General features: G+C 51.4%; 27 protein-coding genes. 17 read left to right on the plus strand and 10 right to left on the minus strand.

The annotated features are described in order from the left end of the window. Window positions 1-23 precede the first annotated feature (23 nt). The 4 genes from ACQYWX_RS13515 (at window position 24) to ACQYWX_RS13530 (ending at window position 2,644) form a co-directional block, all read left to right on the plus strand. Window positions 24-857 (plus strand): hypothetical protein, encoded by an 834-nt coding sequence (locus tag ACQYWX_RS13515; RefSeq protein ID WP_431689140.1) that lies wholly within the window; start codon window positions 24-26, stop codon window positions 855-857. A 174-nt stretch (window positions 858-1,031) separates the two neighbouring features. Further along, entirely contained in the window at window positions 1,032-1,496 is a 465-nt protein-coding gene (locus tag ACQYWX_RS13520) for a hypothetical protein (protein ID WP_431689141.1), read from the plus strand. A gap of 95 nt (window positions 1,497-1,591) precedes the next feature. Then, entirely contained in the window at window positions 1,592-1,861 is a 270-nt protein-coding gene (locus ACQYWX_RS13525) for a hypothetical protein (RefSeq protein ID WP_431689142.1), read from the plus strand. 417 nt (window positions 1,862-2,278) lie between these two features. Beyond that, entirely contained in the window at window positions 2,279-2,644 is a 366-nt protein-coding gene (locus tag ACQYWX_RS13530) for a hypothetical protein (protein ID WP_431689143.1), read from the plus strand. 22 nt (window positions 2,645-2,666) lie between these two features. On the opposite strand, the gene ACQYWX_RS13535 is transcribed toward ACQYWX_RS13530, so the two are convergent. Continuing rightward, window positions 2,667-2,840, minus strand: coding sequence for a transposase (locus tag ACQYWX_RS13535; RefSeq protein ID WP_431689514.1), 174 nt, complete (start codon window positions 2,838-2,840; stop codon window positions 2,667-2,669). 146 nt (window positions 2,841-2,986) lie between these two features. Here ACQYWX_RS13535 and ACQYWX_RS13540 point away from each other — a divergent pair, with 146 nt between their 5' ends. From ACQYWX_RS13540 to ACQYWX_RS13575, 8 genes are all read left to right on the plus strand, one after another. Next, on the plus strand, window positions 2,987-3,250 hold the full coding sequence (locus tag ACQYWX_RS13540; protein ID WP_216738396.1) for a hypothetical protein: 264 nt from the start codon (window positions 2,987-2,989) through the stop codon (window positions 3,248-3,250). Window positions 3,251-3,290: 40 nt separating this feature from the next. Beyond that, a complete protein-coding gene (locus ACQYWX_RS13545; protein WP_431689144.1) occupies window positions 3,291-3,578 on the plus strand; it encodes a hypothetical protein in 288 nt (95 codons plus the stop codon). 185 nt (window positions 3,579-3,763) lie between these two features. After that, a complete protein-coding gene (locus ACQYWX_RS13550; RefSeq protein WP_011397635.1) occupies window positions 3,764-4,342 on the plus strand; it encodes a phosphoribosyltransferase in 579 nt (192 codons plus the stop codon). 238 nt (window positions 4,343-4,580) lie between these two features. Further along, a complete protein-coding gene (locus ACQYWX_RS13555) occupies window positions 4,581-5,060 on the plus strand; it encodes a hypothetical protein (RefSeq protein ID WP_431689145.1) in 480 nt (159 codons plus the stop codon). Window positions 5,061-5,155: 95 nt separating this feature from the next. Continuing rightward, complete coding sequence (locus ACQYWX_RS13560) at window positions 5,156-5,932, plus strand: ATP-grasp domain-containing protein (RefSeq protein ID WP_431689146.1); 777 nt, start codon at window positions 5,156-5,158, stop codon at window positions 5,930-5,932. A gap of 110 nt (window positions 5,933-6,042) precedes the next feature. Continuing rightward, entirely contained in the window at window positions 6,043-7,185 is a 1,143-nt protein-coding gene (locus ACQYWX_RS13565; protein WP_431689147.1) for a ferredoxin reductase, read from the plus strand. A 35-nt stretch (window positions 7,186-7,220) separates the two neighbouring features. After that, complete coding sequence (locus ACQYWX_RS13570) at window positions 7,221-8,387, plus strand: fatty acid desaturase family protein (protein WP_431689148.1); 1,167 nt, start codon at window positions 7,221-7,223, stop codon at window positions 8,385-8,387. A gap of 127 nt (window positions 8,388-8,514) precedes the next feature. Beyond that, window positions 8,515-8,850 (plus strand): hypothetical protein, encoded by a 336-nt coding sequence (locus tag ACQYWX_RS13575; protein ID WP_431689149.1) that lies wholly within the window; start codon window positions 8,515-8,517, stop codon window positions 8,848-8,850. A gap of 3 nt (window positions 8,851-8,853) precedes the next feature. On the opposite strand, the gene ACQYWX_RS13580 is transcribed toward ACQYWX_RS13575, so the two are convergent. The 5 genes from ACQYWX_RS13580 to ACQYWX_RS13600 form a co-directional block, all read right to left on the minus strand. After that, window positions 8,854-9,087, minus strand: a complete 234-nt coding sequence (locus ACQYWX_RS13580) for a FeoC-like transcriptional regulator (protein WP_216738402.1) — start codon at window positions 9,085-9,087, stop codon at window positions 8,854-8,856. After that, a complete protein-coding gene (gene feoB / locus ACQYWX_RS13585; protein ID WP_431689150.1) occupies window positions 9,084-11,420 on the minus strand; it encodes a Fe(2+) transporter permease subunit FeoB in 2,337 nt (778 codons plus the stop codon). The genes ACQYWX_RS13580 and feoB overlap by 4 nt, the downstream gene beginning before the upstream one ends. A gap of 65 nt (window positions 11,421-11,485) precedes the next feature. Next, window positions 11,486-11,722, minus strand: a complete 237-nt coding sequence (locus ACQYWX_RS13590) for a FeoA family protein (RefSeq protein ID WP_431689151.1) — start codon at window positions 11,720-11,722, stop codon at window positions 11,486-11,488. 15 nt (window positions 11,723-11,737) lie between these two features. Next, window positions 11,738-12,001, minus strand: a complete 264-nt coding sequence (locus ACQYWX_RS13595; protein ID WP_431689152.1) for a FeoA family protein — start codon at window positions 11,999-12,001, stop codon at window positions 11,738-11,740. Between the two features lie 133 nt (window positions 12,002-12,134). After that, complete coding sequence (locus ACQYWX_RS13600; protein ID WP_431689153.1) at window positions 12,135-13,025, minus strand: LysR family transcriptional regulator; 891 nt, start codon at window positions 13,023-13,025, stop codon at window positions 12,135-12,137. 109 nt (window positions 13,026-13,134) lie between these two features. Between ACQYWX_RS13600 and ACQYWX_RS13605 the strand changes: the two genes are divergently transcribed. Continuing rightward, window positions 13,135-13,707: an isochorismatase family protein gene (locus ACQYWX_RS13605; RefSeq protein WP_431689154.1), complete on the plus strand. Its 573-nt coding sequence runs from the start codon at window positions 13,135-13,137 to the stop codon at window positions 13,705-13,707. Between the two features lie 144 nt (window positions 13,708-13,851). Here the strand turns inward: ACQYWX_RS13605 and ACQYWX_RS13610 are convergent, their stop codons facing one another. After that, a complete protein-coding gene (locus ACQYWX_RS13610; protein WP_431685803.1) occupies window positions 13,852-14,799 on the minus strand; it encodes an IS5 family transposase in 948 nt (315 codons plus the stop codon). Between the two features lie 290 nt (window positions 14,800-15,089). On the opposite strand from ACQYWX_RS13610, the gene ACQYWX_RS13615 reads away from it, so the two are divergent. Continuing rightward, the gene (locus tag ACQYWX_RS13615; protein ID WP_431689155.1) at window positions 15,090-15,830 is read left to right on the plus strand and encodes a hypothetical protein; all 741 of its coding nucleotides are present in this window, start codon (window positions 15,090-15,092) and stop codon (window positions 15,828-15,830) included. Between the two features lie 185 nt (window positions 15,831-16,015). Here ACQYWX_RS13615 and ACQYWX_RS13620 read toward each other — a convergent pair whose 3' ends face one another. Together ACQYWX_RS13620 and ACQYWX_RS13625 are read right to left on the minus strand one after the other, a co-directional pair. Next, window positions 16,016-16,711, minus strand: coding sequence for a hypothetical protein (locus ACQYWX_RS13620; RefSeq protein WP_431689156.1), 696 nt, complete (start codon window positions 16,709-16,711; stop codon window positions 16,016-16,018). Window positions 16,712-16,747: 36 nt separating this feature from the next. After that, window positions 16,748-17,410, minus strand: coding sequence for a hypothetical protein (locus tag ACQYWX_RS13625; protein WP_431689157.1), 663 nt, complete (start codon window positions 17,408-17,410; stop codon window positions 16,748-16,750). Window positions 17,411-17,768: 358 nt separating this feature from the next. On the opposite strand from ACQYWX_RS13625, the gene ACQYWX_RS13630 reads away from it, so the two are divergent. The 3 genes from ACQYWX_RS13630 (at window position 17,769) to ACQYWX_RS13640 (ending at window position 19,180) form a co-directional block, all read left to right on the plus strand. Further along, window positions 17,769-18,128 (plus strand): VOC family protein, encoded by a 360-nt coding sequence (locus ACQYWX_RS13630; RefSeq protein WP_216738410.1) that lies wholly within the window; start codon window positions 17,769-17,771, stop codon window positions 18,126-18,128. 22 nt (window positions 18,129-18,150) lie between these two features. Beyond that, window positions 18,151-18,627 carry an NUDIX hydrolase gene (locus tag ACQYWX_RS13635; protein WP_431689158.1) on the plus strand — a complete coding sequence of 159 codons (477 nt, stop codon included), beginning with the start codon at window positions 18,151-18,153 and terminating at the stop codon, window positions 18,625-18,627. 82 nt (window positions 18,628-18,709) lie between these two features. Then, window positions 18,710-19,180 (plus strand): NUDIX hydrolase, encoded by a 471-nt coding sequence (locus tag ACQYWX_RS13640; protein ID WP_431689159.1) that lies wholly within the window; start codon window positions 18,710-18,712, stop codon window positions 19,178-19,180. Window positions 19,181-20,163: 983 nt separating this feature from the next. On the opposite strand, the gene ACQYWX_RS13645 is transcribed toward ACQYWX_RS13640, so the two are convergent. Next, a complete protein-coding gene (locus ACQYWX_RS13645; protein ID WP_431689160.1) occupies window positions 20,164-20,685 on the minus strand; it encodes a hypothetical protein in 522 nt (173 codons plus the stop codon). Window positions 20,686-20,961: the final 276 nt, after the last annotated feature.

Below are 20,961 nucleotides of genomic sequence, written 5' to 3' on the forward strand. Positions count from 1 at the left end.
TAACCTGTATATAGAACTACGAAATGAAAAAATTTGCCTGTATTTTTCTAATGATGATTTGCACGACGGCGAAGGCTGACGTAACCGAATTTGTGCGCATGTTTCAAGCTGCTCCAGAGACTGAAGCGGTTCAATTGATGCACTACAGACCGAAAGATAAAGCAAAGAAAAAGTTAAGGATGAGCTGGGATATTAAAACGCTTCTTCAGAGCTGGGGAGGTGTCTCTAATTGCAGGCCTACAGAAAATTCAGAGTATATTTATCTCATTCTAGAGTCTGACAATATTGTCGATAGTCTCTCAGAGACCTCCAGGTATTACTTTGAATGTAATTCAAGCATCTTGGGCAAGGCTGGAATGTACGTGGAAGAGGGGAGGTTATCTGGCGAAGTAAAGCCATACAGAGTCGCTTTGGGGCCAGCGATTAGCCCTGAGAACATAGACGAAGCGAGGCGTGTCTTCGCCAGACTGTTTGGCGTCCAGAATGGCGGCATGGTTGATATATTGGAAAGCGGGAGACCTGTTTATATTGACAATATATATCGGGATAAAACAAGGCCGGGATTAGTACATGTTATTTACAGGACAACGCTGAACTTTTTAGATGATCGCGATATGGTCGGCGCTGAGGCGATAGCAGTGGTTAAGGAACTGATAATGAAAGACTCACCGGAAGAAGTGAGATACGTGAGACTGGTTGCAATTGAATTGGATACACTGCTAGAAGAGAAAAAGGCTAAGATAGCGAAAATATCACTGAAGAACAGTGAAGGTCATTGGGTTGAAGCTAAGGAAGAGATGAACGAGAAGTTTGGTGAGTTTCCAGAAATTAAGATAAATATTAATGGCTCGAAATAAAGGTTTAAACTGGTGTTTTATGGGGTCTATATCCATATCAAATGTTGTTTTAAATAATAACTGTACGAAATTCTGTTGTTGCAGGCTCCTGTCAAAATGAAACATTAATTTCTTGTGCGTTGCCTATTTTAACGTTGTTGATATTAAAATTTGATGGTGGAAATAGAGAGCAATATGGATCTTCAGGCTATTTTTGAGCTGGAAATATGGAGCCAGCCGGGAGGTTGTTGCAACGCCACTCAAGGTTTGGAAATAGAAAAATTACTAAAGAAGGAGCTTCCGTCTTCGATTGACTTTATAGTCGGACACGATTTCTCGCCAAATAACATAGATGTAGAGAACCTTTCCATCTCTATGCAAGAGAAAGAGCTAAAAGAGAGTAATTTTAAGAGTTTTTGTATTCAGAGAGGGCTGTCGCCAGACCTTAACGATAGTGAGAGCGCTGCTAGATTTCTCGAGTATAGTTATGGGAGGCTTTTGGCATGGGTGCATTTACCCCATGACGAGTTGGGGAAGGAAATATTTATTAAGCTCGTAAAGTGGCTTTCAGATAAGAGATATAACCTACAAGGAGCAGATACAAATTACTGTGTGAATTTATCACATGCTGGAGATGCTCCTCTATTTTGGTATGAATAATAAAGCGCGAAAGTTGAGCTTCATACGGATGTTCGGCTTTACGCAACTGTATGGAGATGTTTGTCTGTATCGGAATTATGTAAGGAGTAGAAGTGATGAGTATCGTGAAAAGAATTCGGCTGCGATTATTTAAATTAAAGAAAGAAAGTGTTGTAAAAGATTTTGGTGTAATCTCCGTTAATAATGCAGGGATTTTTAAAGAGCGAGTGGAAGCGTTGCTCGTTACGAGTGGAGGCGAGAAGAGGTTGATTGTAGCGTCTTGGATTATATCTCCTCTACTGTTTACAGCTACAGAAATCCAAGAAAAACACTTTTATAAGATTAAGGAAATTAGCGACTTTATTTTTATAGATAGCGAAAGCTAATGGTGAATGACTTTTTTCGAGTTGGTATATGAGTGGTATATCGAAAGGCCTTATGCTGTTGGCGCCTATTGCATTCAGCTTGCAATGGGTGTTTTACGGTGGGATTGTATTGGTGATGTGCTTTTTTGAGGGAGAGTATTATAGTTTTATTGAGGAAGTGTTTTTCTTTTGTGGATTTATTATGAGTACATTGTTCCTGTTTACAAGTATATTTATAAAGTGTGCTAACTGCGGCTGGATACCCTTTTTTGATCGGCGGCATCATGATCCGTTAAAGGCCTACGGTGAGTGTGTGTCAGGAAGAAAGTTTGCTTGTCAATTCTGTGGTGAGATGAATTATATATAGCGAGCGGCGACTCTTTTGGTTGAAAGTTGGTCTGGTTGTATTGATGTTAAGTCCAATGTGCTTGGAAGTCTGTGAAAAATATGAAGAATGAAAGAGTTACTTTAAAGGAAGTGTTAGTGTTTCTGCTTGTCATAGCAGGATACTTTCTTCTCTCGATGATAAGTTTTGAGAAGATTAGGCATGCTGTTACCTGGAGCGCACTAACACTAATTTATCTGGTAATGGTCAGGCTTGCATATGGGGTTAGTCTTGTGAATGTATATTCAAAGACCTCTAAAGCAGACAAAATACAAGCTGCAACGACCTTCTTTATATTTGTTTTTTTTAATGTCTATGAGGGGCTTGCTGAAAGGTTGTTGGTAGCGGCGAGTTTTTCAATGTTTGTGTTATCGTTTCATGGATGGATTACTAGAAGAAAGCTCGAAAGCAGTTGCTAACCCGTAAATAATCATTCGATCACTAAACTATAATATATTTAAATTGTGGATGCTTAAATAAACTTTGAATCAATGATGGTGTTCTTTTTATGCTCCGAAGGATTTTTAAAGCTATCTTTCTCAATCGCTGATGTTTCATGTAGCTCCACACGGACTCATCTGGATTGAGTTCAGGGGAGTAAGGCGGCAGGAACAGGCTTGGCTAAAGTGAATGAGATAACTGCTAAAGGAATACCATTGGAAAAAGCGGTTACTGAGACATGGACCGCAAAGAAGGAAGCGAAATATGTTTATAAAAGGCTACCATTTAAAGAGCTGATATAAAGCTCGAAAAGGCGCAAGATGCAGTTACAAAAAGTATTGATTGACGAGTTAAAGAGTATGCATGAAATTGGTTCTTCAGTTTCAGATATGCTGGCTCGAATAAAAGAAAAAGAGAGTGAGGAAAATATTAAGATGAAAAGCATCATGTATTTCAGGGTGGCCTTTAATCTCTCTATTTCTGAAGTTAGCGCTATTCCGGGATGGGAAGGGTTTGGTGGAGAGCTAAGTAGTGATCGGATTAATAGATTTGTGGTGATCAAAAGGCTGGGACAAGGTTCATGAGCGGGGTTGACTCGAATACGCCACCGAAGGTGAAAAGTTTATGCATGATTGGACGCTGGTAGCGTTGGCGGTCGATTGGGAAGAGGGAGTTGTCACGATCACCCTAAAAAACAGTCGCTCGGAGGATGTTTTCATTGTGGCGGATGGACTTGTGAGCTTGATCGTTCCAAGAAGAGAGGCGTGGGGCGGGAGTGTCTCGGTTAATGCGATGGAAGGTCCCAGGTTGCTTACAAACGGGGATTATTATTTGGCCCTTGAGATGCAGTTTGGCGATAGAATAGAACTTGAGGCCAGAACTATCACGCTGCCAGTGTCCCTGAGTGAATAGGGACGTTAACGGGAAGGCCGCGCGACTTGCGTGAACGTCGCTCAACCCCTGGCATTTTCCCGAAAACAGGATTTATTATGTTGAGTTCTCCGAAATTTCCTGTATTTTATGCAACCTTTTTTCCGGCCTAACGTCTTCCTCAGATGGTTCGCCGGGCTTCCACCGGCTTATTCGGGAGTTAATTTGTGGAAAAGACTTTCATCAGCGCTCAACAGCTATTAGACGATTCCTTCAAACTGGGCCTGAAAATTTACGAGAGCGGCTATCGACCTAACTACATCGTCGGCGTGTGGCGCGGCGGCGCTCCGGTCGGCATCGCGGTGCAGGAACTGCTCGATTTTCTGGGCGTGGAGTCGGACCACATCGCTATCCGCACCTCTTCCTACACTGGCATCGGCGAAAGAAGTCGTCATGTTACCGTTCATGGTCTGAACTACATGGTTAAGCGCGTCAATGCGGAAGACTCTGTTCTGATCGTGGATGATGTGTACGACACCGGCTTGAGCGTACAGCAGGTGGTGACGGATCTGAAAGCGGCCTGCCGTAAGAATACGCCGGACATCAAGATTGCGACGCCATACTTTAAGCCGTCCAACAACAAAACCGACAAAGTGCCTGACTACTTCGTACATGAGACGGACCAATGGTTGGTTTTCCCCCACGAATTGCACGGCCTGACTACGGAAGAAATTCTGGAGCACAAGCCAGAGCTGGCGGTCATTCACGACAAGCTGCTGAAGCTGCGTGAGGGCGAAAACTCCTAAATTGAGGGACTGAGCGCCTTTCAGCTAAATGAAAATCAGGCGTTGGTTTCTTTAGATGCGGTAGCCCGGTGATGTGTCAATAAACCGGGCTGCTCGCCGCCTCACTGGACGCTCTCCGATGAGAACTTTTGTTTCCCCTCATATCTTCTTTTTATTCTTCCAGAAAGCCTGCAATCACCACGACACAGCAGTCGTGTTAGGCATACAAATTCCTCCCAGAAAAATAGCGAGCACCCCTATGTCATTAATCAAGCTTTTGAAACCGTTGGTTTTGGCTTTTCCAATTTTAGTAAGCGGCTGCGTCAATCATGATGGCATTGTGACGGGGTTAGACGGTGACCCCGTACAGGTCACTCATGATGAGATAATGCAGAAAAAATGCTTCTTATCGCAGGTAAGCAATCTTAGTGACTTGCACGACAAAACTGAGGGCGGCGCTATCTTTGAAGGGGTTGTGGTAGATAAAGAAGTTGATGCTTCCTCAATGGCTAAAGTTCAAGTGAAGACGTCTTGGATTTTATATGGCGTAAAGTCAGCGGAAGTGATTGTCGAAACGTCGGAAAAAAGCCCCTATGGCGTAGACTTTGTCGTTGGTGAGAGCTATCGAGTTCTTGCGCATCACGATGAAAACGATCAACTCAAAACCTGGACTTGGCTGGGTACCTATAACTTGAAAGACAAACCCTTCTGCGATCAAGTCGATTTGACGGCGAAGTGAAACTGCCAGTAGTTTCCAAAGTCCGGCCCGTCTTAACGCCACTATAGAAATGAATTACTAATGGCTTGAAACGGGCGATCATTCAAGGCAAGCCTATGAGACTCCTTTTCCCCTCCCATCCTCTTCACTCTCAGCAACCAGATGACTCCTACCTGGAAGAATTTACGGCGTTTCGTCAGGTTGGGGTAAGTTGTTCTGTTGTTGATATTGATGCGTTGGGCAACGGTCTGTGTGATGTACGCCCTGCAATAGGGGCGGGTGAGCCGGTGCTTTATCGGGGCTGGATGCTTGCTCCTGAGCGTTACCGCCAGCTGATTCAGTTGATTGAGGGAGCAGGCGGGATGCCAATAACGTCTTTTGAAAATTACCTGCGTTGTCATCATTTACCGGGCTGGTATGAAGCCTGTCGGTTCTTTACGGCGGAAACCCGATTCTTCTCGGACGACGATGAGCTGCTACACAAGGCCTCCCGTTTGGGCTGGGAAAGCTTTTTTGTAAAAGACTTCGTGAAATCCAACTCGACCGGGCAGGGTTCTATTGCGCGCTCGCCGGAGGAAGTGGTTGAGATTGTGAGTCAGATTCGCGCTCACCGTGGGGGCATGGAAGGTGGCGTAGCGCTGCGGCGGGTGGAGGACTACGACGAAGCTTCGGAGCAGCGGTACTTTGTCCTCAATGGCGTCGCCTATTCTTCCCATCGCGAGCCTCCTGCGCTATGTCGGGAAATAGCGCGTCGCATTGATGCGCCGTTTTATTCCATAGATCTGGCGCTTCGCCAGGACGGGGGCATGCGCTTGGTGGAGATTGGCGACGGTCAGGTATCGGACAGAAAGAACTGGCCATTGGACGTTTTTGTGAAGATGTTGGCGCAGTAGTCATAATCAGATTCGTGTCACATTCTCACGTTTATTTGTGAACAACTGTATATTAAATCGTATTGGCGTCGGTATACTCAGCCAGACCACCTCTTCATATGGACGCCGCCATGACATGGATTCCCCGTCGTCTCCCCGCTGCGCCGAGTATCGGCTTTGCGCGTGACATAGCGTCTACTTGGCTATCCGGGCTTTTCAAAGCTGAGTTGACCGAGTTTTATATTTCTCATTTATCTCCCCTATGGTCCGGGCGTCAGGTTAAGGCGCGGGTCATTGAGATTGTCAGAGAAAGCGTTGACTGTAAGTCTTTTATCCTGCAACCGAACAGCTTGTGGAAAGGGTTTCGGCCCGGTCAGTTCGTGATGGTGACGATTGAAATAGACGGAGTGCGCCAGCAGCGATGCTACAGCCTGTCTTCGGATTGGCGTGATTCGCAGCGCATTCGCATCACGGTCAAAGAGAAAAAAGACGGACATGTTTCCACCTGGTTGCACAGGAATCTGCAGAAGCAGGATGTGCTGTTGCTGAGTCAGGCTCAGGGAGAATTCACTGCGCCGACGTCACTGTCTGAGTCGCTGTTACTGATCGCCGCTGGCAGCGGCATTACGCCGATTCGCGCCATGTTGTATGAGCTTGAAGAACGCTCTCGGAATCTGGTGCTCATTTACTACGCCCGCACTCAGGATGAACTGATTTTTGCGGAGGAAATTCGCACCGCCGCTGCGCGGAGCCCCGACCTGACGGTCCATATCTGTTATACGGCGGGCGGGGGAGACCTTCACACGCAGGGAGGGCGCTTTCATCCCGATCAGCTTAAATATCTGGTTCCGGATTACCGTGAGCGACGGACGCTGGTATGCGGTCCTGAAGGATTAATGCAGCGACTGCGACAGCATTGGCGCGAAGAGGGCATCGAAGCGCGTATCTGCTTCGAAGACTTCACCGGGGCATTTAGCGGTTTAATCAAACCGGAGCAAACGGCGCCCGAGCAGACTGCATCCCATCGGGTGATCTTTGAGCGCTCCGCCTGCTCCGTCGACGCTGACGGTCGGCAGAGCCTGCTGGATGTGGCTGAATCCGCTGGATTGCACCCTCACTTTGGTTGCCGGATGGGAATCTGTCATAGCTGTACGGCCAGAAAACGGTCCGGTGTGGTTCGTAATCTGCTCACCGGCAAAGCCTCCGGCGGCGGTAGTGAAGAAATCCAGTTGTGTATTTGCGTTCCCATAACCGATGTCTCTCTTGAAGTGTGATATCTGATGATTCAGTACGAACAAGGAGATTTGTTATGCGCGATTCCCTCAGTCGGGCGTTAACGCCTGCGGAACTGGCGTCATTTGAGAAAGAGCTGGACGACTTGCGCCAGCAAGTCATTGACGATCTGGGACAACGGGATGTGGACCATATCCGCGGTGTGATCAACGCGGTCAGGTATTCAGAGCTGGCCGGACGGGTTTTGCTGCATGTCAGCTTTACGCCGTTGGGCGTGGTCGCCGGCGTGGCCTGCCTGTCGCTCTCCAAAATTCTGGAGAACATGGAAGTCGGGCACAACGTGATGCATGGTCAGTACGACTGGACCCATGATCCCGCCTTGAACTTAAAACGTTATGAATGGGATCTTGTATGCGCCAGCGACGCCTGGCGACACTACCATAACTATGAGCATCACACGTTCACCAATATCCTCGGTAAAGACCGTGACTTTGGTTACACCATCACCCGCCTGACCGCGGAGCAGCGCTGGCGGCCCATTTACCTGCTGCAGCCCGTTTACAACGTGGCGCAGGCGCTGACTTTCGAATGGGGCGTGGCGTTGTTCGGACTGGAGCTGGAGCGCGCGGTGACTGGCAAAATGAGCAGACAGGAACTGGTGGGGCGGTTAAAACCTTTTCTGCGTAAAGCGGGCAGGCAACTCGGCAAAGATTATGTGCTGTTTCCTGCCTTGGCGGGCATTGGCGCGCCCAAAGTGTTGGCGGGTAATCTGGCGGCGAACGTCATACGCAACGTTTGGGCCTACGCGATTATTTCCTGCGGCCATTTCACGGCCGACACCCGGGTTTATACCGAGGAGGAAACCCGTAATGAGAGTCGGGGGCAGTGGTATCTGCGGCAACTGCACGGCTCCGGCAATATAGAGGGCAGTCGTCGCTTTTACCTGCTGAGCGGCCATCTCAGTCATCAGATTGAGCATCACCTGTTCCCGGATATTCCCGCCCATCGTTACCCGGAAATCGCTCCCAAAGTCAGGGCCATCTGCGACAAATACGGGCAACACTACAATACCGGGCCTTTTCTGCGTCAGTTTGGCTCGGTGCTTAAACGTATCGTGAAATATTCGCTGCCGATAAAAAGCGCCAGGGGTGATACGCCACAATCAGCGCCGCCGCCAGCTTTGAAAACAAAGACCATCGTGGCGCGCCGGACAGAACGCGACAAGAAACTGGCGGTAGCTTGAGTAAGGTAAAACGTTCGAGAACGTGCGTCAGGGTTGAATCGATTATAATAGTGCGTTATCAATCAAGCCTTTGAACAAGATCAGGAATCTCTGGTCAACATTCGGCCCCAACACAGAAGTAAGTGATATGTTAGAAAAAATTGATTCCCAGACCCTGGATGCGTTATTGGGCCGGGTTCGTACCTGTGCGCAAGATATGATGGAAGATTTTGGCGACGAAGTCAGGGAGCTGGTTGCTGATGCGGGCAACGAGAGATCCGGCGCTATCCAGGCGGAGGAATGCATTAGTAATTGTTGGGATATTTATGTTTGTGGGGAGATTCAGAACTGGGTTGACGAGGCCATGGAAGTCCGGGAAGGGGATGAGGAAAGTGAGTACCTGGATTCCTTGCATGAAGAGGTTCAAGAGCACTTCACCAAATCCTGTTATGAAGCGCTCGGCATGATGCATTTATATTACTGATACCTACTGAACGCGCGGCGTTTCCTTCCACACGTAAATTTCTATGTCTCCAGGGTCGCATTGGGTGCAGCCGCTACAGGGCGTGCCCTGGGGCAGCTTTTCCACCCGGCCTTTGGCGATCCATTTATCTAGCATCCCCCGCAATGCGTCTGGCTCCGTGTTGAAACGGTGGGCCATATCTTTAAGCGCGGCCCGTTTGTGGGTTTGCAGGTAGTCGCGTATTTCTGACAGGATCATTGGGACACCGCCGGCGTCGGACTTTGCCTGTCGCCGACGCACCGTAGCGCCGCCAGGGCGGCAATCAGGCTCGCCAGCATGACGCCGATAACGGTCAGGGCATGCGCAGGTTGACGGCTGAGTGTGGCGGCTTGATAGAACACTGTAGCGACAACGTAGGCGACGCCCGTCGTCCAGCCAGCGATAAACAGCGTCCAGTTCAGGTTGGTTTCACGATAGACGGCGGCCAGTGTGGCGGCGCAGGGCATGTACAGCAGAATGAATAGCAGGTAAGCGAAAGCCCCTGCCGCGCCGTCGAATTTCGCCGCCATGGCGCCGAACGTGCCCGTGTCCACGGCTTGCTCCTGGGCGGCGTTTTCCACATCCAGACCCAATGGATCGCTCCAGGAACCCAGCGCGTCAGCGAGGTTGGCGGGAATGGTGGCGAAGGACGCCATCACGCTTTCCAGTAAGTTGAATTCGGGAGCTGGCGCCAGTTCTTCGCCAGCGGCTTGCGCTTCTATTCTCGCCAGGTCGCTGTACAGAGAGTCCAATGTGCCGACGACGGCTTCTTTCGCCAGTACGCCGGTAAAGATGCCCACCGCGGCGGGCCAGTTATCTTCGCGCAGTCCCATAGGCGCGAATGCGGGAGCGATGACGCCGCCGATTTCGCTCAGCAGGGACTTATTACTGTTTTCATTGCCGTAGGAGCCGTCTGTGCCCACGGAGTTCAGCACGTTGAGGGCCAGCACCATTGGTACGATTACTTTGCCGGCGCGGAACATGAAGCCCCGGGTGCGCTCCCAGGTGCGAATGCCAACGCCTTTCAACGTGGGAATATGGTAAGGCGGCAGCTCCATAATGAAGGGCGTGGCCTGCCCCTGCAGCAGGGTGGTTTTCATTACCAGACCGGTGAGCACCGCGATGGCGACGCCAATAATGTAGAGCCCGAAAACCACGTTTTGTCCGCCGATGGGAAAAAACGCGGCGGCGAACAGAGCGTACACGGACAAACGTGCGCCGCAGGACATAAAGGGCGCCATGATGATGGTCATGATGCGGTCGCGCTGTTTCTCCATAGTGCGGGTGGCCATGACCGCCGGCACGTTGCAGCCGAAACCGACAATCAGTGGTACGAAAGCCTTGCCGGGAAGGCCGATGGCGCGCATGGCGCGATCCATGACGAAGGCGGCGCGGGCCATGTAGCCGGAATCCTCCAGCGCCGACAAAAACAGATACAGAAAGCCGATGATCGGGATAAAGGTGGCCACCACCTGCACGCCGCCGCCCATGCCGTCCGCCAGCAGCAGACGCAACCACTGCGGCGCTCCCAGTGAGGTCAGCAGCGCGCCGAACCCATCTACGAATAATGCGCCAGTGAATTGATCAAAGAAATCGATGAACGCGCCGCCGATATTGATGGTGAACATGAACATCAAATACATGGCGAACAGAAATATGGGAATGCCCAGCATCCGGTTCAGGACCACGCGGTCGATTTTGTCGGATATGCTGCGCTGCACTTCATGGTTACGTTTGACGCTGGCGCTGGCTACCTGATTGACGAAGCCATAGCGGGCGTCCGCCAGACAGATATCGATGTCGTCCTCCAGCTGTCGCACCACGTCCTCTTGCAGTTCCTCTACGCTGGCGCGGAGTGTCGAGTCCGCCAGTTTCAGGGCGGAGGCGTCTCCTTCCAGCATTCGCGTCGCCAGCCAGCGCGGATCGCATTTGCCCTCGGCGTGCGCGGCCAGCATGGGAGTCAGGCTGTCCAGCGCTTTGGCGACAGGGGAGGGATAGGTGATGACGGCATTGGAAATATGCTTGCGACGCGCGGCGTCCAGAATCGCCGCCTTCAGTTGCGGCAGCCCGGCGCCGGAAGCAGCCACAATAGGGACGACAGGGCAGTCCAACAGCTTGGCGAGCTTGTCGTGAGCCACCGCATGGCCGCGCTCTTCCGCCACATCCATCATGTTCAACGCCGTCAGCAAGGGCGTCTTCATTTCCAGCAGTTGGCAGGTGAGGTAGAGATTGCGCTCCAGGTTGGAGGCGTCGACGATATTGATGATGAGGTCCGCTTCACGCTCGGCGACGAAATCTCTGGCGATTTGCTCATCCAGGGAAACATCGTCTTCGCAGACATCGAGGGAATAGGTGCCAGGCAGGTCGATCAGTTCAAAGTCCACGCCCTGAAATGAAAAGCGTCCGCTTTTGCGCTCCACAGTGACGCCAGGCCAGTTGCCCACCCTTTGCTTGGAGCCGGTCAGCGCGTTGAATAAGGTGGTTTTGCCGCAGTTGGGGTTGCCTACCACTGCGATGACGTATTTTTCCGTGTTGCGCTCCGGACTGGCCATGATCGACTTACTCTCTCCAATAAAACTGCTTGGGATCGGGCTGATTGCGTGTATTTCAGAGGACGCTAGATCTTCTCAATAAGAAGGCTGCCTGCTTCGTCTTTACGCAGGCTGAGGCGAAATCCGCGCACCAGAATTTCCACTGGATCGCCCATTGGGGCGTAGCGGGTGACGCTGAATTCGACGCCGGGGGTCAACCCCATGGACAACAGTTTGCGGCGATAACTTTTGCCGCCTTCGCCGAAGCCCATGACGCGGCCTTGTTCGCCGACTTTAAGATCTTTCAGACTGACGCTGCTCATTCTTGGGAAGGCTCCTCAATGACCGCTGGTTGTGGCGCACGCGCGCACCACCATGATTTTCTGCGCCATGCCGGCGCCCAGCGCCAGACGCGTATCGGCGCGCACGACCACCAGGTCAGCGCCCTTGCGGTGCAGCACGGTTAACTCGCAGCCCACATTGAGCCCCAGGGAAGTTAAACGCATTTCCAGGTTTTTGCCCCCGCGTAACAGGTGAACTTTCACTCTTTCGCTCTCTTGCGCCAACGCCAGAGGGAAAGGCTTCTTTTCGAACGTGCTCATACGACCGCCTTTAAATGAAAGTGAGATTGAGAAACCTTCTTATTATTAACGCTATTACTGAGTGAATCCAGTAGACCTTGGGGGGAATCTGACCCAGATCAAAGGCATGTGGGACCAGAAACCCGGGATGGATTTAAATGGAGGTGAAGCGGTCGGCCAGATAATCGATAAAGGCTTTGGCGCAGGCGGTTTGCAGGCGGGATGACGTGACCGCCTGTACCGGCAGACGGGGGACAGTCCAGTCCGTCAGTATGGGGATTAAGCGTCCTTCGGCCAGCGCGTCGCGAGCCAGGACTGTGGCGAGGCTGGCGACGCCGAACCCGCATTCCGCCAGCACGCGCATCAGGCTGACATTGTTGACGGCGAACCGACCTTTAACTGTAACTTCTACTGTTTCGTCGGCGCGCTGCAGACGCCAGGCCGCCTGAGCCTGCGCGCCAATGATGATGCAATCGCGCTCGCTGAGCTGATCGGGATGGGAAGGCGCGGATTGACGTTGCAGGTAAGTCGGGGAGGCGAACAGGCCTTGCTCAATCCAGCCAATTCGTCGGCTGACCAGGTTCTGATCCTTCACCACGCCGAGCCGAATCGCTACATCGATCTGCTCGCTGGCCAGATCGCGATGCTGCGGCGACAGGTCGATTTCGAAGGCGATACCCGGATAGCGGCGAGCGAATTCCGGCAGCAACGGCGCGATATAGTGGACGCCCAGGTCTACCGGCATGGACAGTCGCAGCGTACCTTGCGGACGTTTGGCTTCCTCAAATAAGGCTTCCTGCGCGTTGAAAGCTTCGTCCACCAGACGTTCGCAGCGTTCAAAGTAACGGCGCGCCGCCTCCGTCAGCTCCACCCGGCGAGTGGTGCGGGTGAACAGGCTGATGCCTGAGTCACGCTCCAGCGCGCGGATACGTCGGGACAGGGTGGCTGTCGACAGACCCAGATTCTCCGCGGCGCGGCTGAAGCTGCGGGTGCGCGCCACCTCCACAAACAGGGCGACATTTTGCAAGGCGGACAAGTCTTTCATAGTGGTTGGTTATTGTTGCAAAGATGAAAAAGAGAATAGCAATCGCGGCCATTATCTTTCAAATGGATCAATGTAGTATCTCACTGACTCCACTAACGAGGTAACTGAGATGCAGCGCTTTAACATTGACGACACCGCTATGATTTTGATCGATCACCAGACCGGTACTAACACCTGGGCGTCTACGACTCCTCTGGAGCTGCTGCGACGTAATGTGATCATTCTGGCGTCATTCGCCAAGGGCGTGGGCATGCCTTTGGTGCTCACTTCCAGTCAGGAAACCAATGTCGACGTGCAGGGACCTCTAATGCCTGAACTGGAAGCCATCGCCCCGGACGCGTTCGCCGCCCGCATCAAACGCATTGGCGTAGTGAACGCCTGGGATGATCCTGCATTCGCTGAGGCCTGTCGCCGCACAGGCAAGCGCAATTTCGTGATGGCCGGGGTGACCACGGACGTGTGCATGGTGTCTCCCGCCATCAGCGCGGTGGAGGAAGGCTTTAACGTGCAGGTCGTATGTGACGCATGCGGCTCCACCAACCAGATTGCCGAAGAGATGTCCTGGCGTCGCATGGAGCGCGCGGGCGTGCGCCTGACCAGCACCAACGCCATGGTGGCGGAGCTGGTGCGCAACTGGGCGTCGGCGGCGGGCGAAGTGGCGTTTCCGTTGCTGCTCGGCTAATTCGCCGAGTCGGCGAGTGCCTAAGGAACCTCTGAATAACCCATAGTTATCCCAATATCCCTCTCCATTGTGCATTTGGCCCAACCATATACTGCTTTTTCCAACAACTTTCGCCCCTTTCAGGACGGAAGTGGGCCTATCGCCCTATATCCGCAGCTCTTTCCACACCGTAAGAAGATTGCTGAAGGCCGCCAGTAGATATAATCGATTCCTGTTCTTCGCCAGGCCTCGATAGCGGACTTTGCCATAACCAAACACCTGCTTAATGTAGCGGAATGGATGCTCCACTTTGGCTCGGATGCTCGCTTTCAGCATCTCCATTCTCTGATGCTCTTTGCTCAGTGTGCGGCGCACGCCTGGACGTCTCGCGATAAACCAGGCGACACCCGCCCGCTTCTGGTGTTCCTCCCGCTTATGAATGCCTTGGTAACCGGCATCGCCGAACACGACGCTTTCTTCTCCATGCAGCAATTTGCCCGCAACTGTGATGTCATGGACATTCGCTCCCGTCGCTTCAAGGCTGTGAATCAGTCCCCGGGCGCTGTCTACGCCAATGTGCATTTTCATACCAAAGCGCCACTCATTGCCTTTCTTGGTCTGGCGCATCTCCGGGTCGCGTTGGCCGCTCTGGTTTTTAGTGGAGCTCGGGGCGGAAATAATCGTCGCGTCCACAATGCTGCCTTCCCGCATCATCAGCCCTTGCTTCTGTAGTTGTTTGTTCACTTCCTTGAAAAGCGTCTTGCCTAAACCGTGACGCTCCAGCAGGTGACGAAAATGGAGGATCGTGCTTTCATCCGGCAATCGGTCTGACAGGCGCAGACCAGCAAAGCGACGCATGGACTCAATCTCATACAGCGCATCTTCCATCGCGGGATCGCTGAGGTTATAGAACAGTTGCATGCAGTGAACGCGAAGCATGGCGGATAACGGATACGGCGGCCGGCCATTCTCACCCTTGGGATAATGACGGGCGACCTTCTTCTCCAACCGTTCCCAGGGAATCAGCTTATCCATCCGCTCCAGAAAGATTTCCCGGCGGGTCTTACGCTTTTTATTCTGGTATTCGGCTTCGGAGAAAGTCATCTGATCCATGAAAAGTGTTCCTGCTGAGTTGGACTGCCGTATTATGACTGATTCTGGGAGTTATTCAGAGGTTCCCTAAATATAAATAGCTATCCTTCGCTTGCTGCTGGTTAAGGTAATGACCGTCTGTTCTATATTGATCGAGGCTTATTGTCGAAAAGCGCATCACGTTATTACTCAAAGTAATTTTAAGAACGAGTAAAGGATAATAAGTATTATCCTCGCTAAACCCTAATGTCCCAGGCTGTAGGGGATATTCTGACAATCTTTGATGTGATAATTGTGAAAAGGAGATTTGAATGCCGTTTTCAGGAGAGCCATACATTGATTTTAAGGAAGGGGATTTAGCGTATGGGTTGCATGGTCCGAGAGGCGAGTTCCTTAAGTGGTGCTTAAAAAAAGATAAATTCATGGTGCGTGGGGAGCTTAAATTTCCAAATATGCTTACGTTGGATACTTATCAGGCAAGGAATGCGGATACTCCAGAGAAACTAGCTGGTCTGAAGGAGTTTTTGGGGGATATCAAGCAGCATGATAAGTATGCCCGCTACTATGACACCCTCAAAGCGGGCACGAAGCATGGGGACGAGGCAGCGCTGAAGCTTGGTCCAGAAGAAGAGAATAGTATACTGCGCGCCAAAAGTAAGTTTGGTATTGAGTGGACTATTAGAAAGAATCGAGGACACATCCATTTTGTCCTCGATGGTATGAATATGGCGGAAGTCGCTACCAAAACCTACCTAGAGTTAGACTTACCAAAAGGCAAAGCTGACTCTGATTTGAAAATTCGTTCTATTACTGGGTCTGAGTTGCGGTGGATATACCGAAACCGGAATGTTAAAGCAGTGCAGGATCGGGTCCAATTCTGGTTCAGTGGAGGAAAAAGTAATTTTTCTCCTGTATCTCCGCCTTGGGAAGTAGACTCAATTACTTGCCCTGCGCCCAGGAAATCAGTGGGCGATAAGCCTTCACGGCATGTTTCATGGAAGACTGCTTGGAGCTGGTACAAACCTAGTTCTGAATCCGCTGGCTGGGAATAGACTTATATTGGGGCGCATGGTTTCGTCTATGCGGTGATAGGGTCCGGATACTAAGAGCCCCCCTAGCCCCTATCATTTTAATAATCATGTGAGGAAGCTATTAATCTGTTGGATAAACAGTAGCAGATCGGCGTTCGGCGACCGTTCTGCTTTTTCTGCGTCAGGCTGACGCAATTGCGTGCGGCTCAATAAGGCGCAAACACGATATAGCTGCTGGCGCTGGCGTAGAACACCGAGTAGGTGAAAATGGCGAAGGAGGGCGTCTCGTAGTCGCCGCTGGTGAAGCACAGGCAGGTCATGTTGTCTTCGCCGTAGTCGCAGGTGGGAATCAGGGCGGACGCCACGCCGTCAATAATCGCCTTCTGTATATACCAGCGGTTGCCGCCGCCCATGGCGTAGTAAAGCGTCACATCGATATGCCGGTTGGCGTCGCCAATCAAAAAGCTGATGGCGGCGCTGTCTTCATTGGGTTCGAATTCTTCGTTGGATGAAATCTCCCAGGTGGAGGATTCGCCCGATCCTAACGGCGAGGGGATTTTGTCGATGTACACGCCGCCGCCGAACGTGTTGACGTCATAAGCCACCACCGGCATGGCGCTGAGGTTTCTCACATCGAATACGACGAGGTCTTCGCTGCCTTTTTCGCCCAGACCCAGTCCCGCCACACCGGCGATAGCGCCGACCACGCTGGCGGTGGCCCCCAGTTTATCCCAGCCGCTGGCGCCGCCTTCTATGTCCCGGGACAGGGAGGAGCTGGTGAAACTGCTCAAATAGTATTTGTGGAAGGAGCTGACCGCCTGTTGGCCGGTTCCGTGGCCTTGGGTGATGGAGAAGGAGCCGTTGGTCGTGGTGTAGTTCAGGTTTGCGTCCTTGATGTCCATGGGGGATTCCTTGTGTTGGTTGGGATGATGGGAGGCTCACACGTAATCCGAGAAAAACAGCGAGACCTTGCCTTTCTGCTGGTCCGCTCCCATGTCGCTGAGGCTGAAAGAGGCGTAGTCGTCTTTACCGGCGAAACCCAGGTAGGCGCGTCTGTAGCCATCCTCGTTGAACCAGAGATCGCGGCCGTCGATATAAAAGTGGTTTAAGCGCCACACGCCGGAGCTGCGCAACTCAATGGTGGTATGCACGTCCACGCAGTTGCTGGCGTTGGAGCCGATCATAAAGGTGAACTCGTAATGGGACTTACCGGGTTGAAAGCCTGAGGTTTTTGCTTTGATCGACCCGGTTTCCCCTGGCACTAACGGTCGCACCGCCTGTTGAAAACCGAAGTTGTCGGATTTGCTTTGAAACGGCGCGATGGTGTAGCTGGAGTGATTAATGATCTCCAGCTCGAATTCATTGACGACGCCTTTCTTCTTCAACCCGATGATTGACGACATTGTGCCGACAGTGGTGGCGATCGCGCCGACTGCGCCCCACATGCTCAGGGTTTCGGCGTAGGACTGGGTGGGCGTAAGGTTGTCAGCGTAACTTTCCATTTCTCTGATGAGTTGAAGCGCCGCATCTTTGCCTTTTTTGACGTAGACATCGCCATGTTCCGTAATGAGCGTGGGGGATGAGCCTGATTCGTTCGCCATATCATTAAGTCCTTTTATCAGTATGTTGATGAGCGCCAGTTAGCGCTTGGCGTTTCGTCCGCGCAAAAATTCGCACTGGCGCCAATGTACGGCCGCAAACAGCCACTATAGAACGCGGCTGCGGCATGGAAACAGGGGATGTTTTAAGGAGGGAGGAATCCCTAGGCGTTTAATGGTCGCACAGCTGTTTTGTCTAGGCGCGCAGGACTGAAAGCGCCGATGAGGAGATACAGTGCGTATATGTGACCTGTGGATATAAGGTTATGATTTACATGCGAAAAGGGTACACTAACCGCGCCTGTCACAACGCCGCGCGCCGGCGACTTCATCCCCTTCAATCACGGCAAGAGGAAACCCCATGGAAGACATCGTGGAAATAAAGGCATTCGTGCCGGCAAAAGACTATGAGCAATCCAAAGCTTTCTACCGGGATATCGGCTTTACCCAGGCTTCCGATGGCGGCGGCGTTGCTTATTTCCATCATGGGAATAGCAGCTTTTTACTGCAGGACTTTTACCGTAAGGAACACGCCGAAAACTTCATGATGCATGTTCTGGTCAAAGATATTCACGCCTGGCGGAAGAAGGTAGTGGAGTCGGGCGTAGTGGAGAAATACAAGGTTCGTCTTTCGGAGGTGGTGGAGCAGCCCTGGGGCATGCTGGATTTTACCCTGACGGACCCCAGCGGCGTTCTGTGGCGATTTGGAGAAAATATTTAGATCGGTTTTCAAGGAGTAAACCATGTTGAAGTTTGATGTTGGCGACAATCGCTTTAATTTCCGCAGCGCCGCGGTGATTATCCACCAGGATCATGTGCTGCTGCACAAAGCGGTGCAGGATAATTTCTGGACCCTGCCGGGCGGCCGCGTGGAGTTTTTCGAATTCTCCAGCGACACCGTGGCTCGGGAGGTGGAAGAAGAACTGGGTATGTCGGCGCGCGTGATTCGCCCACTGTGGTATGTCGAGAATTTTTTCCAATATCACCAGACGCGTTTCCACGAAATCGCCACGCTGTATCTGACCGAGCTGGCCGATCCTGACGCCATTCCTTTTAACGAGGATGTTCCCGGCGCGGAGGAAGATGTCGACCTTATCTTCCGCTGGTTCAAAATCAGCGAACTTGAGGCTTTCGAAGTCGCTCCCTATTTCCTCAAAACACGACTACGCTCACTGCCTGAAGGCGTTGAGTTTCTGACTTTGGATGAAATCGGAAGCTGATATTGGCTCCCCGACGTTTTCGCTCATGCGCCTGCAATTGGGCGAAAGCGCGCTGGGATCAGCATATGAGAGGAGAGGGACGTTGAAATTCGAAAGCGGCGATAAGCGATTCAAATTCCGCAGCGTGGCGGTGATCATCCACAATGACCACGTCTTGCTGCATAAAGTCGTCAAAGGCGACTTCTGGGCGCTACCGGGCGGCAAAGTGGAATTCTTCGAATTCTCCCACACCACCCTCATCCGCGAACTGGAGGAAGAACTCGGCGTCGCCGCCAACATCCTCCGACCACTCTGGTTCGTGGAAGACTTCTACGCCCGCGGCGGCGTCAAAAGCCACGAAATCGCAACCTACTACCTGACTACACTGCAAAATCCCAACACCATCCCTTTCGGCCAGGACATCAGAGGACTAGAGCAAGACGTCGACATCCTATTTCGCTGGGTCAAACTGGCGGACGTCGCCTCGCTAAATCTATGGCCGCAGTTTCTCAAAGAACGACTGACGGCGCTGCCGAAAGAAGTTGAATTCATCCACATCAACGAATTGATGTAAGCATTACCTATTCCACCACCGTTCGCCCTGAGCCTGTCGAAGGGCCTCCCCGGGCGACAAAGGGCGAAGTTGTCCCTCAATTTCAGTATTCAATCCGGGGACTCAACGTAGGCTAGGGTTAACCATCTATGAATTAACACTCTGGAAAGCCCTTCGACAAGCTCAGGGCGAACGGGAGGAAATGGGAGCAGGGAGGTTTCTCGGGTACGATTGATAGGAGATTGGACTTTCCCTTTCTGAGAGGTATAAGTCGAACTCAATATCCAAGGTGCGCAGATTTGCCCCTAGGACATGCCATACTAACGCTCAGCATTCTGCCCTATAACTCAACAAAATCCACTTCCAGCCACCTCGCCCAAATTAACTCCACCACCGTTCGCCCTGAGCCTGTCGAAGGGCGTCCCCGGGCGACAAAGGGCGAAGTTGTCCTCCAATTTCAGTATTCAATCCGGGGACTCAACGTAGGCTAGGGTTAACCATCTATGAATTAACACTCTGGAAAGCCCTTCGACAGGCTCAGGGCGAACGGGGGAAATGGGAGCAGGGAGGTTCCGGGTACGATTGATAGGAGATTGGACTTTCCCTTTCTGAGAGGTATCAGTCGAACTCAATATCCAAGGTGCGCAGATTTGCCCCTAGGACATGCCATACTAACGCTCAGCATCCTGCTCTGTAACTCAACAAACTCAACTTCCAGCCACCTCGCTCAAAATAACTCCACCACCGTTCGCCCTGAGCCTGTCGAAGGGCCTCCCTGGGCGACAAAGGGCGAAGTTGTCCTCCAATTTCAGTATTCAATCCGGGGACTCAACGTAGGCTAGGGTTAACCATCTATGAATTAACACTCTGGAAAGCCCTCCGACAGGCTCAGGGCGAACGGGGGAATGGGAGTAGGGAGGTTTCGGATACGATATTTGGTAGCAGAGTACCTGCTGAAATTTTCGTAACGTGTACTCTGGAGCCTTGGCGTTAGTCCTTGATTTTCACCTGCCAAAAAACTTCCACCATGGCTTACTTTTACTTCTTTTAGGACCTTCAAATGCAGGTAGGTCCTTTAAAGAGTTATCAAATTCAATATCGTCGAAAATCTCTTTCAAATATTCCCTAGTTCTTGATAAAGGGTGTTCGGGGAATTTTTCATCGTACTTGGGGTTATCGGCTCTATTCGCCATGAAGTCTGCTTTATAGTTCGCGTCATACGGGTCAGCTTCCCAACCGATTAACTTTCCGGTTTCTTCATCTGCTTCTTTGCAGTCCTCGATCAGCAAAACAGCGCACTCTCTCATCCCTGTAGTCCCTGACTCTACAGCTTGAACTTTAATTACGTATGAGCAATTGGCGAATGGGAGTGTATAAGAGCCCAAAAACGCAAACCCTGTTGGGTCCATTCTTATTTTGTATAAGGTTTTAACCGCCCTTAATCCTTTTAAGTCTTCCAGCTCTATTTCAAGAGGGGCCAGGCCTAATAATTTACGGATAAGATATCTCCGAATTCGTTGCTCCACAGAGCCACTCCATTGCTTTCATCCGCTTCGTGAAATCTCCACCTGTCACTGAATTTGAATACATCTTGTATCATGCTGCTTCCCATTTCCGAGTGCTTTTAGCGTAGTCGCTATCGTCCTGCAATTATCCACAGTCTGGCGGAGTAATAAATCTGTTAATCCTCTCATTGCAGTAGAGCAGAGGGCTGAGGCGTCGAAAGTTTCAGGCTATTCAATAAAAAAAGGGTGAGCATAGCTCACCCAAAAACAGACTTTGATTGCAGGTTTGCAGCTGCA

The sequence above is a fragment of the Hahella sp. NBU794 genome (genome assembly GCF_050749805.1).
Lineage (GTDB): Bacteria > Pseudomonadota > Gammaproteobacteria > Pseudomonadales > Oleiphilaceae > Hahella.

Bases quoted from the DNA above. Each gene is read 5' to 3' on its own strand.
- ACQYWX_RS13570 (WP_431689148.1), top strand. From the start codon at position 7,221: ATGCGCGATTCCCTCAGTCGGGCGTTAACGCCTGCGGAACTGGCGTCA.
- ACQYWX_RS13520 (WP_431689141.1), top strand. From the start codon at position 1,032: ATGGATCTTCAGGCTATTTTTGAGCTGGAAATATGGAGCCAGCCGGGA.
- ACQYWX_RS13625 (WP_431689157.1), bottom strand. From the start codon at position 17,410: ATGGCGAACGAATCAGGCTCATCCCCCACGCTCATTACGGAACATGGC.
- ACQYWX_RS13595 (WP_431689152.1), bottom strand. From the start codon at position 12,001: ATGAGCACGTTCGAAAAGAAGCCTTTCCCTCTGGCGTTGGCGCAAGAG.
- ACQYWX_RS13525 (WP_431689142.1), top strand. From the start codon at position 1,592: ATGAGTATCGTGAAAAGAATTCGGCTGCGATTATTTAAATTAAAGAAA.
- ACQYWX_RS13565 (WP_431689147.1), top strand. From the start codon at position 6,043: ATGACATGGATTCCCCGTCGTCTCCCCGCTGCGCCGAGTATCGGCTTT.
- ACQYWX_RS13575 (WP_431689149.1), top strand. From the start codon at position 8,515: ATGTTAGAAAAAATTGATTCCCAGACCCTGGATGCGTTATTGGGCCGG.
- ACQYWX_RS13630 (WP_216738410.1), top strand. From the start codon at position 17,769: ATGGAAGACATCGTGGAAATAAAGGCATTCGTGCCGGCAAAAGACTAT.
- ACQYWX_RS13600 (WP_431689153.1), bottom strand. From the start codon at position 13,025: ATGAAAGACTTGTCCGCCTTGCAAAATGTCGCCCTGTTTGTGGAGGTG.
- ACQYWX_RS13620 (WP_431689156.1), bottom strand. From the start codon at position 16,711: ATGGACATCAAGGACGCAAACCTGAACTACACCACGACCAACGGCTCC.
- ACQYWX_RS13610 (WP_431685803.1), bottom strand. From the start codon at position 14,799: ATGGATCAGATGACTTTCTCCGAAGCCGAATACCAGAATAAAAAGCGT.
- ACQYWX_RS13515 (WP_431689140.1), top strand. From the start codon at position 24: ATGAAAAAATTTGCCTGTATTTTTCTAATGATGATTTGCACGACGGCG.
- ACQYWX_RS13605 (WP_431689154.1), top strand. From the start codon at position 13,135: ATGCAGCGCTTTAACATTGACGACACCGCTATGATTTTGATCGATCAC.
- ACQYWX_RS13545 (WP_431689144.1), top strand. From the start codon at position 3,291: ATGCATGATTGGACGCTGGTAGCGTTGGCGGTCGATTGGGAAGAGGGA.
- ACQYWX_RS13635 (WP_431689158.1), top strand. From the start codon at position 18,151: ATGTTGAAGTTTGATGTTGGCGACAATCGCTTTAATTTCCGCAGCGCC.
- ACQYWX_RS13560 (WP_431689146.1), top strand. From the start codon at position 5,156: ATGAGACTCCTTTTCCCCTCCCATCCTCTTCACTCTCAGCAACCAGAT.
- ACQYWX_RS13580 (WP_216738402.1), bottom strand. From the start codon at position 9,087: ATGATCCTGTCAGAAATACGCGACTACCTGCAAACCCACAAACGGGCC.
- feoB (WP_431689150.1), bottom strand. From the start codon at position 11,420: ATGGCCAGTCCGGAGCGCAACACGGAAAAATACGTCATCGCAGTGGTA.
- ACQYWX_RS13590 (WP_431689151.1), bottom strand. From the start codon at position 11,722: ATGAGCAGCGTCAGTCTGAAAGATCTTAAAGTCGGCGAACAAGGCCGC.
- ACQYWX_RS13615 (WP_431689155.1), top strand. From the start codon at position 15,090: ATGCCGTTTTCAGGAGAGCCATACATTGATTTTAAGGAAGGGGATTTA.
- ACQYWX_RS13555 (WP_431689145.1), top strand. From the start codon at position 4,581: ATGTCATTAATCAAGCTTTTGAAACCGTTGGTTTTGGCTTTTCCAATT.
- ACQYWX_RS13540 (WP_216738396.1), top strand. From the start codon at position 2,987: ATGCAGTTACAAAAAGTATTGATTGACGAGTTAAAGAGTATGCATGAA.